General features: G+C 59.3%; 14 protein-coding genes and 3 tRNA genes. 11 read left to right on the top strand and 6 right to left on the bottom strand.

Going from position 1 to position 14,914, the window contains the following annotated elements; genetic code table 11:
* The first annotated feature begins 112 nt into the window (after positions 1 to 112).
* Entirely contained in the window at positions 113 to 1,069 is a 957-nt protein-coding gene (locus ACZ41G_RS06470; protein WP_033507602.1) for a CHAP domain-containing protein, read from the top strand.
* Here the strand turns inward: ACZ41G_RS06470 and ACZ41G_RS06465 are convergent.
* A complete protein-coding gene (locus ACZ41G_RS06465) occupies positions 1,063 to 1,251 on the bottom strand; it encodes a hypothetical protein (RefSeq protein ID WP_321046241.1) in 189 nt (62 codons plus the stop codon). The genes ACZ41G_RS06470 and ACZ41G_RS06465 overlap by 7 nt on opposite strands.
* A 47-nt stretch (positions 1,252 to 1,298) precedes the next feature.
* Here ACZ41G_RS06465 and ACZ41G_RS06460 point away from each other — a divergent pair, with 47 nt between their 5' ends.
* Entirely contained in the window at positions 1,299 to 2,057 is a 759-nt protein-coding gene (locus ACZ41G_RS06460) for a C40 family peptidase (protein WP_464145008.1), read from the top strand.
* 208 nt (positions 2,058 to 2,265) lie between these two features.
* Entirely contained in the window at positions 2,266 to 3,303 is a 1,038-nt protein-coding gene (locus tag ACZ41G_RS06455) for a universal stress protein (protein ID WP_321046243.1), read from the top strand.
* Between the two features lie 101 nt (positions 3,304 to 3,404).
* Here the strand turns inward: ACZ41G_RS06455 and ACZ41G_RS06450 are convergent, their stop codons facing one another.
* Positions 3,405 to 3,818, bottom strand: coding sequence for an OsmC family protein (locus ACZ41G_RS06450; RefSeq protein WP_029575880.1), 414 nt, complete (start codon positions 3,816 to 3,818; stop codon positions 3,405 to 3,407).
* 288 nt (positions 3,819 to 4,106) lie between these two features.
* On the opposite strand from ACZ41G_RS06450, the gene ACZ41G_RS06445 reads away from it, so the two are divergent.
* The 3 genes from ACZ41G_RS06445 to ACZ41G_RS06435 all read left to right on the top strand — a co-directional run bounded on the left by ACZ41G_RS06445 (position 4,107) and on the right by ACZ41G_RS06435 (position 6,279).
* Entirely contained in the window at positions 4,107 to 4,907 is an 801-nt protein-coding gene (locus tag ACZ41G_RS06445; protein WP_412170626.1) for a thymidylate synthase, read from the top strand.
* A gap of 49 nt (positions 4,908 to 4,956) precedes the next feature.
* Positions 4,957 to 5,646: a dihydrofolate reductase gene (locus ACZ41G_RS06440; protein ID WP_441482394.1), complete on the top strand. Its 690-nt coding sequence runs from the start codon at positions 4,957 to 4,959 to the stop codon at positions 5,644 to 5,646.
* Between the two features lie 99 nt (positions 5,647 to 5,745).
* Positions 5,746 to 6,279 carry a low molecular weight protein-tyrosine-phosphatase gene (locus ACZ41G_RS06435; RefSeq protein WP_304326664.1) on the top strand — a complete coding sequence of 178 codons (534 nt, stop codon included), beginning with the start codon at positions 5,746 to 5,748 and terminating at the stop codon, positions 6,277 to 6,279.
* Between the two features lie 623 nt (positions 6,280 to 6,902).
* Here ACZ41G_RS06435 and ACZ41G_RS06430 read toward each other — a convergent pair.
* From ACZ41G_RS06430 to ACZ41G_RS06420, 3 genes are all read right to left on the bottom strand, one after another.
* A tRNA-Glu gene (locus ACZ41G_RS06430) sits at positions 6,903 to 6,974 on the bottom strand.
* Between the two features lie 142 nt (positions 6,975 to 7,116).
* Positions 7,117 to 7,992, bottom strand: a complete 876-nt coding sequence (trmB, locus tag ACZ41G_RS06425) for a tRNA (guanosine(46)-N7)-methyltransferase TrmB (RefSeq protein ID WP_464145005.1) — start codon at positions 7,990 to 7,992, stop codon at positions 7,117 to 7,119.
* A 39-nt stretch (positions 7,993 to 8,031) separates the two neighbouring features.
* On the bottom strand, positions 8,032 to 9,927 hold the full coding sequence (locus ACZ41G_RS06420) for a glycoside hydrolase family 13 protein (RefSeq protein WP_464145004.1): 1,896 nt from the start codon (positions 9,925 to 9,927) through the stop codon (positions 8,032 to 8,034).
* 178 nt (positions 9,928 to 10,105) lie between these two features.
* On the opposite strand from ACZ41G_RS06420, the gene ACZ41G_RS06415 reads away from it, so the two are divergent.
* From ACZ41G_RS06415 to ACZ41G_RS06395, 5 genes are all read left to right on the top strand, one after another.
* Positions 10,106 to 11,155 (top strand): DUF4190 domain-containing protein, encoded by a 1,050-nt coding sequence (locus ACZ41G_RS06415; RefSeq protein ID WP_464145002.1) that lies wholly within the window; start codon positions 10,106 to 10,108, stop codon positions 11,153 to 11,155.
* 135 nt (positions 11,156 to 11,290) lie between these two features.
* Positions 11,291 to 11,364, top strand: a tRNA-Asp gene (locus ACZ41G_RS06410).
* Positions 11,365 to 11,409: 45 nt separating this feature from the next.
* A tRNA-Phe gene (locus ACZ41G_RS06405) sits at positions 11,410 to 11,482 on the top strand.
* Between the two features lie 705 nt (positions 11,483 to 12,187).
* Entirely contained in the window at positions 12,188 to 12,925 is a 738-nt protein-coding gene (locus ACZ41G_RS06400; protein WP_464145001.1) for a hypothetical protein, read from the top strand.
* Positions 12,926 to 13,086: 161 nt separating this feature from the next.
* Positions 13,087 to 13,464 (top strand): hypothetical protein, encoded by a 378-nt coding sequence (locus tag ACZ41G_RS06395; RefSeq protein WP_464144999.1) that lies wholly within the window; start codon positions 13,087 to 13,089, stop codon positions 13,462 to 13,464.
* Positions 13,465 to 13,596: 132 nt separating this feature from the next.
* Here the strand turns inward: ACZ41G_RS06395 and ACZ41G_RS06390 are convergent, their stop codons facing one another.
* Positions 13,597 to 14,814, bottom strand: a complete 1,218-nt coding sequence (locus ACZ41G_RS06390) for a helix-turn-helix transcriptional regulator (RefSeq protein ID WP_464144998.1) — start codon at positions 14,812 to 14,814, stop codon at positions 13,597 to 13,599.
* Positions 14,815 to 14,914 lie beyond the last annotated feature (100 nt).

The following is a 14,914-nucleotide window of genomic DNA, read 5'->3' as shown; positions in this document are numbered from 1 at the left end:
TTGATTACACCGTTCGCCTCCCGCCGCGTACGCGGCACAGGAAGCGGCGGGTTGGTTCCGGCCTGCGGTTTCCCACGGGCTTTCAGGATGACGACGCAAGGAGTACTCGAGTATGAAGCATGCGGCACGAAAGACGACGCGAACGGGTCGTCATTTCCGCGTAGCCGATGTACTTGCGCCATCCCCCCGCGGTTCCCATGCGGCGCATGCCGTGCGTGGCGTGCGTGCCATGCGCGCCGATGGTGCCGAACAGACGCTGGGTCTTGATCCGGCGCTTGCGGCGAAGCTCGAGGAAGTGGCGCCGCTGACCCGGCGTGCGATTCGTGAATCTGCTCGTGCGGCCCGCCGCAAGTCACGGTTCATGGCTTCAGGCTCCATGGTCGCGTTGGCGGGTGCGGCTGCGGCGGCTTTCAGCTTGAGCAATATGAATGCCACGACGTCGCTCGCTTCATCTGAAACGGGTGCCACCACGGTCCAGGCCACCAAGTCGGCGACGGGCAGTTCGGTGTCCCGTTCGCAAGAGCGTACGTCTCTCGGTTCTTCCGCCTCCGACGGCACGACGAGCTCAGGCAACTGGTCCCTAGGTGCTTCGAACTCCGAGCTTGACGTTGCACAGATGTCGCAGACGGCTGTGTCGAATCCGGCGGTTGCGGTGCTGTACGAGGCCGATAAGAGCATTCTTCCCTCCGGTTTCGATCCCAATCATGATTCGGGTGATTCCGGTAACCAGTATTCGTTCAGCCAGTGCACATGGTGGGCGTATGTTCGCCGTCACCAGCTTGGGTTACCGGTCGGTTCCCATCTCGGCGATGGGGCCCAATGGGCAGCATCCGCGAAGAAGCTGGGCTATTGGGTCGATTCCACTCCGCGCCATGTCGGCGATGTCATTGTGTTCCAGCGCGGGCAGTTCGGTGCGAGTGCGGTGTACGGCCATGTCGCCATCGTCGAGCAGATCAACGCCGACGGTTCGATTGTGACCTCGGAATGCGGCGCGTCGCTCAACGGCAAAACGGTTTCCCGTACTTTCAGCGCGGACCAGGCTTCGCAATTGCAGTTCATCCATTACTGATTTTCCCTTGATGTTTTCGCTGATTGCAGCTGATTGCTGACGGGGATGCTCGAGCGGATTTCAGTCGTGTCGTCGTGCATGATGATTGCGTTATCAGCGTTGCGATTGACGGCTTTTTCGGCGTGTCCTGTGGTATTGCGCGGGTGCGGCGCATAGGTCTCAGATTTCTGTAAGTCTGGCATGCTACTGTGTTGTACTGATGATGAAACTAGGTAGATCTCTTACAGCGATGGTCGCAGTTGCAGCCGCGTGTATATCGTTGGCGGCGATTGCCCCTTCAGCGTCCGCGCAGTCCACGACGACCGACGAAGCGGTTACATCGTCGCGTTCGTTCCCCAAGACCACAACCGTCAAGAAGAATCTGCTCGCCGAATCGACGTCGACCAGCGTGGATTCCTCCTCGAACTGGGGTGGCATTGAATCGTTGAATCCGCCGCAGACCAAGTCCACGGCAGAAAAGGAAGCCGAGGCCAAGGCCGCAGCGGAACAGGCTGCAGCACAGGCAGCGGCGCAGGCGGCCGCCCAGGCTGCGGCCCAGGCCCAGCAGCAGGCGGCGAGCCGTTCGCAAAGCCGCAGCAGCTTGAGTGCTTCTACATCAAGCCCGAGCAGTACTGCGACGGTCAACCCGCCTGACAGTGTATCGGCCAGCGCTCTGGTCGCCTACGCTGCGCAGTTTGTGGGTGTGGTTCCGTATGTCTCAGGCGGCAATACTCCTGCCGGCTGGGATTGCTCCGGCTTCGTGCAGTATGTGTTCGCGCAGATGGGCATCAGCCTGCCCCATTATTCCGGTGCCCAGGCGGCTGTCGGTACGGCGGTGCCTTCTTTGGCCGAGGCGCAGCCCGGCGATATCATCGCCAATGGTGCGCATTCGGGCATCTACGTCGGCAACGGCATGGTGGTCAATGCATTGAACCCGAAGGCTGGAACCGTGTACACACCGGTCGCGTACGCGTACAGCGGGTCCTACTCCATCCGTCGGTTGCTCTAGCGGCGGTTCTGGCTCGCGGCCAGTGGCCGTATTCGCTGGTAAGGCGCCCCAATCGGGCGCCTTATCTGTTTTCCGGGGTCTCAATCGCAGCTGTACCAATTTCCAGGTTTTTTTCTTGCGACACTTTCCCGGAAGACCCACAATGGTGGAGTAAGGTGAAAGTAGTGGTGGCGTACCGCTGCGCCGCCAATGAATGAAGGAGGTCGTCATGATTAACGACAAGGCAATCCTCGTTGGCGTGGATGGATCCCATGCAAGTTACAAGGCCACATGGTGGGCTGCGAACTATGCGAAGCATGCGGGACTGACCCTGCAGATCGTGTGCGCGTACTCGCTGCCGAGTTATGCCGCCGTATCATTCGATGCCACATACACCGCGATGGGCGACGACAACGCCGCGCACAATGATGCACAGGAAATCCTGTCAAAGGCGAAGGCCATCGCCGACGAGCAGGGTGTCAAAGCGGCGACACTGATTGTTACGGGCGATCCTGCATCGGTGTTCGTCGAGCTGTCGCGCAATTACAACCTCATCGTCATCGGAAACCGGGGCAAGGGCGGTCTTGCCGAGCGGCTGCTGGGCACCACGAGCTCCTCGTTGCCCGCATACGCGTACTGCCCGATTGTCGTCGTACCGTACACCGATGACGAAGGCAACCTCATGCACTTGAACAACAAGATCACGCGTGTCGCCGTCGGCTCCGACGAATCCAAGTGGGGCCTCAAGGCGCTTGAGATCGCTGCTGATTTCGCGTCAAGCTGGAAGGCTCAGCTCGATGTAATCTCCGCTGTGCCGAATGTCAAGGGCGCCGCAGAAGACAAGGGCGTCATGGATTCGTACATGGATGACCTTGCCGTGCGCATCAAGCCGATTGAGCAGGCTCATCCCGACCTTGAGATCCACAAGGAGATTGTGCCAGGTAATGCGGTCGAAACGCTCACCAAGGCGAGTTATGACCATGACGTCGTGGTAGTCGGCTCGCGCGGTCGCGGTGGATTCACCGGCCTGCTGCTTGGTTCCACCAGCCAGGGGCTGCTTCAGCATGCGGTCAGCCCAGTGTATGTGGTGCCGCGCAAGTACGTGGAAGCGGCGGAATCCCAGCTCGACACCGTACCGAGCTCCCCGGCGGATGTCCCGACCAAGCCGATCGACGATATTTCCGGTGTCGAGGCCGTTCAGGTGCCCACCGCCGGCGCCGAGCAGGCCAGCGCCATCGATTCGAAGATCGACCCGGAGCATAAGTAGGGATTTGGGCGTCCGGCAGCTTGCCTGACGCACTCTCAATACATTGATGCCGCCATCTGCAACACCTGCGGATGGCGGCATCAGCATATATAACCGGCTGGTTACTTGCGCACCGTGACGTTCACACGCACCGGCGTTTCCTGGCGGTACGTATGGGCGACCGTGCAACCCTTTTCGATGTGACGGGCGACACGCTCCTTGAGCTTGGCTGCATCTTCCTCGCTCAGATCGGCGGAAGTCGCATCCACGTTCACCTGCTCCTCGAAGGACAGGTAGGAATCGCTTTCCGGGTCATAGGTGCCGTCAACGACGATTTTTGCGCCCGAGCCCTCACCCAGCGTGTTCTCGACCGGGAACTGGCTGGACAGCGCCGCGCAGCCCGCTAGCGCGACCTTCATGAGGTCGCCGGGGGTGAACAGGCCCTTGCCCTTGCCGAACTTGAGATGCGCGCCGTCCTCGCTGAACGCGTCCCATGAACCGTCCTTGTTGCGTTCTACCCAGAGCCTTTTGCCCATGTTGTGCCTCCTGGAGTTGCTGGCGCGCTTCTCGCGCCGATGCTTACAGATTAGCCCAAGCACCTGCCCGATATCCGCTCACAGCGGGATTCGTGGACTCGGCCGCGTCTGCAGCGATGTCACGCCCGGTATCACACGCCGGTGTTTGGGCTGATACAGAGTCGTTTGCAGGATGGCTACCGGCGTAAATCGGCGGGTCACTGCTACCATAGGGTCATGCCTTTGACCGCCGAACAGCTTGCTGATATTCGCACCCGTATTCCGGAACGCCCGCAGACGGACATTCCCATGCCCTACGAGGACTTGGTCCGCAAGATCCTCAAGGAGGGGACGCTGAAATCAGACCGCACTGGTACCGGTACGATTTCGCTGTTCGGTCAGCAGATGCGCTTCGATCTGAGCAAATATTTCCCGCTGCTCACCACCAAGACCGTGTTCTTCCGCGGCATCGCTTACGAACTGCTTTGGTTCCTGAAGGGTTCCACCAACGTGCGTTGGCTTCAGGAGAATAACGTGCATATCTGGGATGAGTGGGCCGACGAGAACGGCGATTTGGGCCCTGTGTACGGCGCACAATGGCGTAGCTGGCCGGCGCCGACGCCCGAGGACCCCAACCGCACCATCGACCAGATTTCCAATGTGCTTGATTTGATCCGCAACCATCCCGATTCCCGCCGTATGGTCGTCAGCGCTTGGAATCCCGCGGAAGTCGAGCATATGGCCCTGCCGCCGTGCCATGCGCTGTTCCAGTTCTATGTGGCGGACGGCAAGCTGTCATGCCAGCTGTATCAGCGCAGTTGCGATATGTTCCTCGGCGTACCGTTCAATATCGCGTCCTATTCGCTGCTCACCATGATGATCGCGCAGCAGACCGATTTGGAACCCGGTGAGTTCGTGTGGACCGGCGGAGACTGCCATGTGTACGACAATCATATCGACCAGGTGCTCGAGCAGCTCTCCCGCACCCCGTACCCGTACCCGCAGATGGAGATCCGCAAGGCGGATTCGCTGTTCGATTACACGTATGACGACTTCAAAGTGATCGACTATCAGCATCATCCGACCATCAAGGCACCGGTTGCCGTCTGAAGCATCGTCTACACTAATCCCAGTCCATTGAGTTCAAGGAGTTTATGAAATGGGGTATGACAGTAGCCAAAGCGGCTATCACGAACGCAAGCCCGGTATGGCCGGGCTGGACGACACCGAGGATTGGGGTGATGATTATCCCAAGACCTTTACGGTGAATTTGATTTGGGCACAGGCGCGCGACAATGAGGGACGCGAAGGTGCCATCGGTTTCCAAGGCGGCATGCCATGGCACTTGGCCGAAGATATGAAGCGGTTCAAGGAACTGACCGTCTCGCATCCGGTCATCATGGGACGCAAGACCTGGGAATCGCTCGACCCGAAGTTCCGCCCGTTGCCGAACCGCGACAACATCGTCGTATCGCGCAACAGCGGCTATCAGGCGCCTGGGGCGACGGTGGTCGAGAACCTTGACGACGCCTTCGATCTGGCACGGCAGGAAGCGATTCCCGATGACGGGCTCGACCGCAGCGAAATCTGGGTGATCGGCGGTGCGCAGATATTCCGTGAGGCCTTGCCGTTCGCCAAGCAGGTATTCGTCACGCGTATCCGTGCAACGGTGGACGCAGACACGTATGCGCCGGATATGGAGGAGCTCGTCTCCACCGGGTTGTGGAAACTTGTCGACGTCACGCCGTGGATGCTGCCGAAGCATCCGGAGAACGGCATCCGCGAATACCGCTTCGAAACGTACCGTAAGACCGACGGCGAGACGGAAGACGACGAAGAAACTTTGTGATGCACGGCCGCGGACTGTTGTGTGCAGTCCGCGGCAATCCGTCTTGTCGATCCCGCATCCATCAATCGTACATCCATCAATCGTGAAAGGGGCTGCTGCATGGCCGCTACGCAATCATCCCATGACCCACGCTATACGGTGATGACCGTGTGCACCGGCAATATCTGCCGGTCGCCGATGGCGGAGATCATCCTGCGTGAACGGTTCAACGAGCGTGGGCTCTCCGACCGGGTGCGGGTCATGTCCAGCGGTGTCAGCGACGAGGAGTATGGGCATCCAATCGACCCCCGCGCGGTCGTGGTGCTGCGTGAGCGCGGCTATGAGATTCCGGCGCACCATTTTGCGCATCGCATCACGCGTCAGGAAATCAACGACAGCGACCTGTTCCTGCCGATGACCGCCTCGCATATGCGTGCGCTGGTCAGGCTGCTGCCGCCGGCCAAGCGCGCCGAAGTACATATGTATCGCAGTTTCGACCCGAATCTGCCGAAGCCGCCTGCCGGGCGTGAGGATCAGATTGACCTGGTCGACCCGTGGTATGGCGGTCCTGAGGATTTCAACATCGCCATCGATCAGATTGAACAGGTTGCCCCGTACATCGTCGACTGGGTGAGCGAGCAGATCGGTCAGTGAATCCGCGTCGCGCGCTCTGCGGGCGACGCCGTGTCGGCGCGGAGCCGTTGCGGCGCAAGACTCATGAACGGGTCGAATGCGCTGCGCCGCGTATGCCATGGCATACGTCATATACCAGATGCAAGTTGTCCTGCCCTACCCGGGAGTCGGAATGTCGAGTTATGTATGCCGGGATATACGGTGCATGCAGGATGGAAGTTGTTCTGCCCTAACTGGGAACCGTAATGTCAGTTTGCGCATGCAGGGATATACGTCGCATGTCGGAATGGGAGACATTTCGCCCTGTGCGGGAGCTGTTATGCAAGATGCATATGTCCGGACATGCGCAAACCGCAGAACATTGCCGGCGCTGATTGAAAATCGCCTTGGCCGAATCGGTGCTGACCAGCTGAACCCGTGCCAACCGGCCGAACCGGCTATTCATCCGGGTTCTGTTGATGCCATCAAACCGGCTCTCTCTTCCCAAACTGGTTATGCTGGGAGCCCCCGGCGTAACCAGTTTGGGCTACCGCGGGGAAGCAGACGATGACAGGATGCGGTATCTGTCCATGATTGGCGCGTCGTAGCAGCTGCATCATCGCAGAAAACAAAGAACCCGCCGTTTGTGGCGGGTTCTGTATTCGTACCCCCTGAGAGAGTCGAACTCTCGTTGTCAGATTGAAAGTCTGGTGTCCTAACCGTTAGACGAAGGGGGCGTCAAACAACTTAGCTATGTTAAACACAAAGCCGCCAGAATGCAAAATCCGTTGTTTCGGCGTGTCGTTTTTCGCGGCTTGCGGATGGTGCATTGGCGGCATTGTTGGTGGAGAAGGCATATCGGCGGCCATCCGCGCGGTATCAGCGGCTGCGGTAAGTGAAATCGTGTATGACCCGTCCGGCCTCGAGCCCTTTCTTTTCGAAGTTCGTCAGTACGCGGCCCTCGAAACGGCTTGATTCCGCGAAATCGGCGTGCGGCATATCGAGCGCGAGATCGGCGTTGCCCTTGCCCACATGCCCGGTCGGCAGACTGACGGTGATTTCGCCTATGTTCTCGAAGTCGTCACGTCCGTCCATCACCTCATGCACGTGCAGCGCATAATCCTCGATGTCCGTGGCGATACGCCACAGGCCACCGGCGACCAACGCCCGGTGAATGGCTTCGGCCAGAGCCGGTTGGACGATCCGCCGCTTGTGATGCTTCATCTTGGGCCATGGGTCAGGGAAGAAGGTCCACACTTCGTCCACGGTCGCCGCATCGGCTTTCGTGAACAGTTCCGGCGCGTTGATCTGGGCGATGCGCAGGTTATTCAGATGTTGTTTGCCGGCGCGTAGCATGGTGTGGGCGACGCCCGGATCATAGACTTCAAGCGCCAGATAATTGGTCTGCGGGTGCTGTGCGGCGGCCGCGACAATGTTCTCACCCTGCCCGGTGCCGATTTCGATGACCAGCGGGTGGGCGTTGCCCCACGTGTCGTGGATCCACTCGCGTGTGAGCCTCCAGTCATCGCGGATGTCCAGCGACCCTTCCGCCGCATTTAACGGCAGCAGATATGTGCCGGCGTAAGTGTCCCATGCGCGTTGCAGACGCGCGTCCAGTCGGCCTGAACGGCGGACGAAGGACAGGACCTTGTGCTCATGCCGGATCGGCTGGGTTCCGTCCGCCGGTTGCGCGTGCTGTGCGTCCTGCGAGCCCGACTGCGCGTTCTGTGTGGGGTGTTCCTCGTGTTCTTGCATGGTTCCTTTATAGCGGCCGGTATCGGACACGCGCCGATGCTACCAGCGGGGCACTTCGAGGTCGCCAAGACGCCAGACGCCGTAGCCTGCGTCTGGAAGCGCGAATCTGGCACCATGGTCTGTGGCCGCAGCGCTTCCTTCGCCGGCGACCAGCTGCGGATCGGCGTTGCCCAACAATTCACGCGTGACATGCACCTGCTGTCCGCCCTGCCGTGCGGCGACAACGAGCAGACGGTCCGTCGCATCCTCGCGTAGATACGCGACCGCGTCCGCTTGCACGCTGACCCAGCGCAGGCCGCCGTGGGTGAGTGCACTGGACGTTTTGCGCAGCTTCAGCAGTTCACGATAGCGGTCGATTGTCGCGCTATGGGCGCTCTCAGGCGCATCCCAGTCCATCGGGGTACGGCTTTCCTCTCCGGTGATACCGGTGGAGTCCCGTTCATCGCCAGCGAATACCATCGGCACGCCGGGATAGGTCATCATGATACCGAGCGCCGCATGGGCCACTTGCGGGCTTTGCGTGAGGGTCAGTATGCGTGCGCTGTCATGGCTGTCGATGAGATTCCATTGGGATTCGGCGACTTTCCACGGGATTTGGGCGAGCAGTTCGCGCATGGTGTCTGCCATCGCTTTGCCGCTGCGCCGCGGAAAGGTCTCATCGAAACCGAAGCGCTTGACATGGCTGTTCGGGTCGGCCACCCACATCCACAGCGGATGGGCGAACGCGGCGTAATTCATGACGCCTTGCCAGCCATCGCCCGCAAGATCGCGTGTGGCGTCAGGCATGTATTCGGCGATCAGTGCGCCATTGCCGCCGGTCAAATCGTCAATCGTGGCCCGGATGGTCGTAGCGACAGTGTGGTTCTCGTCCATTGACGCCCAACGGCCCGTCTGATTGGCTACGTCGATGCGCCAGCCATCTAGCCCGTCTTCGCCGCCGAGCCACTGTCCTGCGCTGCTGGATGCCCCGCGGATCATGCGGTCGACCAGCTTACGTGACGTCCAATTGAGTTTCGGCAGCGACTTGATGCCCATCCATGCTACGTAATCGTCTGGGTACCGGTTCCACAGGTAGTAGTCGCGTTCCTCGCTGTCGGGGTCGTGTAGCGCCCGCTGGAACCATTCATGGCTGGAACCGGTGTGATTGAGCGTCAAATCGCCCATGATGCGCATACCGCGGGCGTGGCATGCGCGCGCGAGCGAACGAAGCGCCTCGTCGCCGCCCAGCAGCGGGTCGATATGGTCGAAGGTCGAAGCGTCATAGCGGTGGACGGAACGCGCCGGGAAGCATGGTGTGAGGTAGACGGTGGTGAAGCCGAGGTCGTGGATGTAGTCGAGATGCTCCTCGATGCCCTTGAGGTCGCCGCCGTACCATTGGCGGCCGGTTTCCATGCCATAGGCGAGCGGTTTGGCCGACCATGCGGTCGGATGCGCCCAATCGGGGGCCTGCCGGGTGGAGGATTGCTCTGAACGCGCGAAACGGTCGGGGAAGATCTGGTATGTCGCGCCTTCTCGGTTCCATGCAGGCGATGGGGCGAACGTGGTGATGCGGAAGTCGAAGACGTCGCTGACTTCGCGGTTGAACACGCCGAGCGCGTTGAGCCAGTCGAATCCGCCGTCGCGCAATAGGGCGAAGCGGTAGCGGGTATCGGGATTGTGGATGGGCAACGGTGCCTCGTACCAGGTTTCGGTATCGGTGCTCAGAATCGGGTGGGCGTTTTCTAGGTGCAGCTCGTCGTCGGCGAGTGAGTGCAGTACAACCGCGGTGTACGGTGCGGTTCGCGGAATGCGTACGCGGACGCGGATGGTGTCGCCCAGATTAGGGCAGGGGTTGGAAACATACAGCGCCGAGCCGTCATGATGGGGAAGCGGTGGCTGGGGGTCGTTGGCTTGTGTGCTCGTCGCTTGTGCTGGTCGAGGTGATGCTGTCGTCATGTCGGTCTCCGTTTCCTGCAAACGTTGTCTTTGCGTCGAGCGCGTGATGCGCTTCGTCGCGTCGCGCATTTCATGATGTGCCACGAAGGGAACTAGGGCCGATGATACAACGGTGATGATGACGTTTGCATGGTGTGGCGAATATGGGAAAGCGGCATTCCGTCGGTAGAATGCAAGCATGAATGACAATCAGAATCAGGCGATGCCGCCATCGGCGGACTATCAGCAGAATTTCATTCCTCCATCAGACGATGACTTGCCTATCGAGGCGACGCAGGTGTTGCACGGGGTCCAGGAGACGCGGGAAATGCCCAAGTCCCAGACGTTCCCGTCCGGGCTTTCCGAAGAGCAGACGCCGTCTGAGTCTGCTGGCTTCGGGCAGCCGCAGGATGCGCCTACGGTTCCACTCCCCGTGGCGGATGCCCAGCCGGCATGGGCGGGCGGGGCATCCGGCTATGGCGCCGAGGCGAATGCGCCAGCCGGACTGTATGCTGCCGGCGCGTACGGACAGCAGCCTATGGGGGATGGCCAATCGGCGGCGCAGCAGGCGTCCTCGGGGCAGATTCCTCCGCAACAGCCGTATGCTCCCGGTGCATTTGCCCAATCGCCCTATGGCCAGCCGCAACAGGGGTATCCCGGATTCGGTCAGGGGTATACGGAGGCTGCGCAGAATCCATATCGGTACGTGCAGCCGAACCAGCCGTGGAATGTGCTCACGATCATCGGCTTCGTCTTTGCGTTCATCAATCCGTTGGTCGGCTTGATTTTCTCGATCGTCGCTTTGGTCATGGTGCGCAAGTCGGGCGAGAAGAGCCGGGGGCTGGCGATTGCCGGTATCATCATCGGCGCGATTAATCTTGTTGTGGTGATTATCGCCGTGTGTGTGTTTGCATCGGCGTTATCTCAGATTGCGTCCGACTATGGATCGGGCGATGGGCAATCGGATGGATCCATGATGTGCATCGATGGCCAGTGCCAGTCCTTGCCGGGAATCGGGTCGAATGGCGGGGGTGCGAGTGGAAGTCTGCCAGGCGGTGATGCCGATGGTGCTGATGGTGGCTCCACCGACGATGGCGGGATTCTCGGTGATGGCGGCGAAGACTGGGATGACTACAGTGGTCTGCTCGGTGGCGATGCCGCTGTGACCGACCCTGTGGCCGTTCATGTGTCGGGTCTTGGTGTCGGTGTCGTCACTGCCAGTGCGACCGTCGCGACTGAAGATGCTTAAAACCGCTAAATCGCAAGGTTTTGCGATGCTGATTGACGGGAGCACAAAAAACGACACGCCGAAGACGGCGCTCGATTTGCGCTCATCGTCATTCTGAGTAATATAAACACTCGGCTGCTTCAAAGAGCAAGCCACGGCCTCGTAGCTCAGTTGGTTAGAGCGCCGCCCTGTCACGGCGGAGGTCACCGGTTCAAGTCCGGCCGAGGTCGCGAATGGTAAAAACCCGGTTCATCCGGGTTTTTTTAACCGTCCACGGCTCTGTAGCTCAGTTGGTAGAGCGAGCGACTGAAAATCGCTAGGTCAGCGGATCGATCCCGCTCGGAGCCACAAGAACCCCGATTCCGTATGGAACCGGGGTTTTCTCATTTCTGCGGCGTCGGTGGCCGCTTGGTGTCTGGCCGTCCTTCGCACGGAACCTGGGGGATGGGCAACGTGTGTCCCGTGGTTTGGCAAGTGCGTGCCGGCTGTTATCCTCTACAAACTGTTTACGCTGGGAGGGTCGTTAGCGTCACCAGTTTGGGTAGTATTTCGAGCGAATTCGTATCTGTTCGTTGCGCAATCTTGCTGTCGCATGACGGGTAGATACCGTCGGGATTCTCGGTTGGATTAGTTATACCGGGCCGTTGTGTCGTTGGGCGGTTGCATGGCGGCGGGATAGACGCCAGTATCTTGGACTCAGGCGATGCTTCTCTCCGCACTGCGATTGCGCAGTTGCACAGCAGACAGATACCACCGCAATCCGTAACCCCCGAGTGCAGGAGTCGTCGGCGACCAGTTCGCGGTGCGGCCGGCATACCGTTCTGCAATCCCACCTGTACGGAAACCGGGGATATCTGTCTGTGGCTCGTGGCGCGTCATGGGCACCGAATCCGTGGAATATCGCCATGTTCTCGATGTGTGCCAGCAGGAATCCCAGCCGTCAACGAAGATTCTTCATCTTGTTCGCCTCGGCGTGTCGCGATGATGAAATGGATATCAGACGTGGCGACAAGGAACGGCCGTCTGCAAGAAACAAACGAGAAAGGCACATGCATGAGAAACAACAACGGCAACATCAGTGACAACTCCATCAGCAATACCAGCGGCAATCTGGAACCGAAATGGGACGCCGAGGATTTCATCACTTTGCGCAAGGGCATGAGCCTTGATGACATCCATGCGGCCATGGAGGCCGAGCTTGCCGGATTCGGTGATTTCCATCTGCCGGTGCAGGTGTGTGATTTCCGTGCGTCCACACCAAAGAACGAACAGCAGATTGTGTTTTCGTTCAAGGGCGACCAGTGGAAGCCCATGGACGTGTGGTCTCCCGGGGACGCCCGCATCTTCGAGCAGTTTGCCGAAATCCGCCTTGTGGCAAGATTCCGGATTGATGATTCTACAGGTGAGCCCGGCATGGAGCTTGACAAACGTGAGAGTTTCGGCGACGGTGTGCTGTTTGGCGATGATGCTTCGACACGAAGAATGCTGCGCACCGGCATTGACGATCCATTGAAAGGAGTATACGGTCTGGCGGTCACCCCGTTGAACGCCATTATTCCGATCACCGATGACGCCGTCATCAGATTCCGTTCGATTGCCAACAGTCGTTGGAACTGCATCGATATCTTTTCGGGGGTGCAATGGCGTCATCGGCATCGCAAGTACGCGATGTTCTATCGCGACGACAAGAAGGACGAACCGTTGATCCGGCGCAGCATCGAGCTCTATGAGCAGCAGCTGCATATGCTCATTGCCACCGGCGCGAACCCGAAAATCGCGCTCGCAGATTAGCGGGTTCGCGCTGCTGCGGTGGCTCGTGACTGTCGTTGTGATGCACCAATCACATGCCACGGAATACTGCAATATGCCATACACATCACACACTACGCAAGAACCATCAATCTGATTCGCCGTTGACAAGGTATCGACGGCGTTCATGGAAAGGGAATACCATGACAATTCACAACATGCAGGGAATGCAGGAGCGGACACGCCTCGATGCACAGCAGGAAGCTCGCACCGAGCCGATGGCACGGCCAGTCGAACCGGATTTCCCTGATTTCGGGGATAGCGGCGACCGACATGGATGCGACTGGGATGAGTCGATCTGCGATGAGACGGCCACACATTATATGCACTGCATATGTGGCGACCCGGATTGCGAGTCGGACCACATCCAGTATTACTGCGACCGTCATTACGCTTTGACGCTTGCGCTTAGGCTGGATCATTTGCGTGAATGCAAAGGATATGAACATGACGAGCCGTGCGAGGATAATCGCGTGGTCACGCTCATGCATATCTCCGATTTTGGTCCACTGGCGGCCTGACGGGCAGAAGAGTCGCATACCTCGATGACATGCTGACACGAGGTAAAACAAACGATAAAGCCAGTTTCCGGTGCGTCCTGCTGATTGAAGAAGCACCGGAAACCAGCTGGAATGGAGAAAGAGAGAAAGATATTACTCGTCACCGTAACGCCGCGCCAGCTGCAAACCGGCTCGTAGGAGTTCGTCACGCACCGATTGTGGGGATTCGACCCGTACATCGGCGAGTGCGTACTGCAACGCCCACCAGATAATGCCCAGCTTGGGACTGCGTACGCTGACCCGGTAGTGGAATGCCTGGACCCCTTCGCGGTCGTCATCAGGGTCAAAAGGCCCGTCGACACGTTCAACCTCGGGGTTGTCGAACCATTCATACACATTGGTGAGCACGCTCGGTCCGATGCTCATGACCACGTCGACCAGTGTGCCCATGGTCATGTGCGGGCGTTGTCTGGCGAATGCGACCGCGTCAAACCGGGGTGCGCCGGTCAGCTTCCGCGGCAACCCGTTCTCGTCCCAGCTATCGGCGGGTACGGCGATTCGCGTACTGGTGATCCGTAGATCGCGGATGCGATTGACGGCGAAACAGAACAGGTTGGTGTGATTCTCATTCTGGTCGGTGTTCTGGGGAACTGGGCAATTGTGGAAGTGCCCGAGCAGATAATACCCGCCCTTCTTGTACACCATGTTGTATGGATCGAACACATAGCGTCTCGGTTTGCCGGTCCGGCGGTCCAACCGCTTGACCAACCTGCCTTGCTCGTCATAGTCGCAGTAAGAGAAATCAACGGCCAGCTGGTTGTTCATGGCCTCGGTGATTTTCTCGATTGTTGCGAGGAACTCCCCGTTGATGTGCTCGTAGCCGTCGATGGAGATGTCCGGCAGGTTCTTGGAAGGGGCGCTGCCTCCGGCAAGCTGATACAGGCCAGAGATAACCCCTTGGAGTTCCTCCGGATCGATCCGGGAGAGCATCAGGCTGTCTTCGAGCAGACGCACTTCGGAAGGAGAGAGCACCGGTGCCATATACCAACGGCTGTCGTCGCTTTCTTCGTCAGCGGATGTCTCGCCGTCGTCCGCGCGGCGGACCTCGCGGCCGAGAATGCGCGTGTATTCAAGGTATTGCAGCTGGTTGACCACGGTTTCCTTGGACGGCGCCTTGTAGAAGGAGTTCTGTCGGTTATCGGCCTCGAGCAGATCGATGATATCGTCAGGTGTCAGTGGGTGGTCGTCGCTGCTGTGCCTCCACAGTGTCGCAAATACGTCCATTAAAGGGTTTGCGGCGCGGGTATCGCGGATTTCCAGCGCTGACCGCCAGTCGTCAGCGCTTCGGATAGTGTCATCAGGTGTCGTCATGGTATCCCTTCCTGTGATGTAATTGCTCCTCGTTGATCCCCACTCCAGTATGCCATAAAGCATCTCGGCACATGACGGTCAATCTGATACGCGACTGGCG

Source organism: Bifidobacterium porcinum (assembly GCF_055378475.1).
This window is presented reverse-complemented; position numbering and strand designations above follow the sequence as displayed.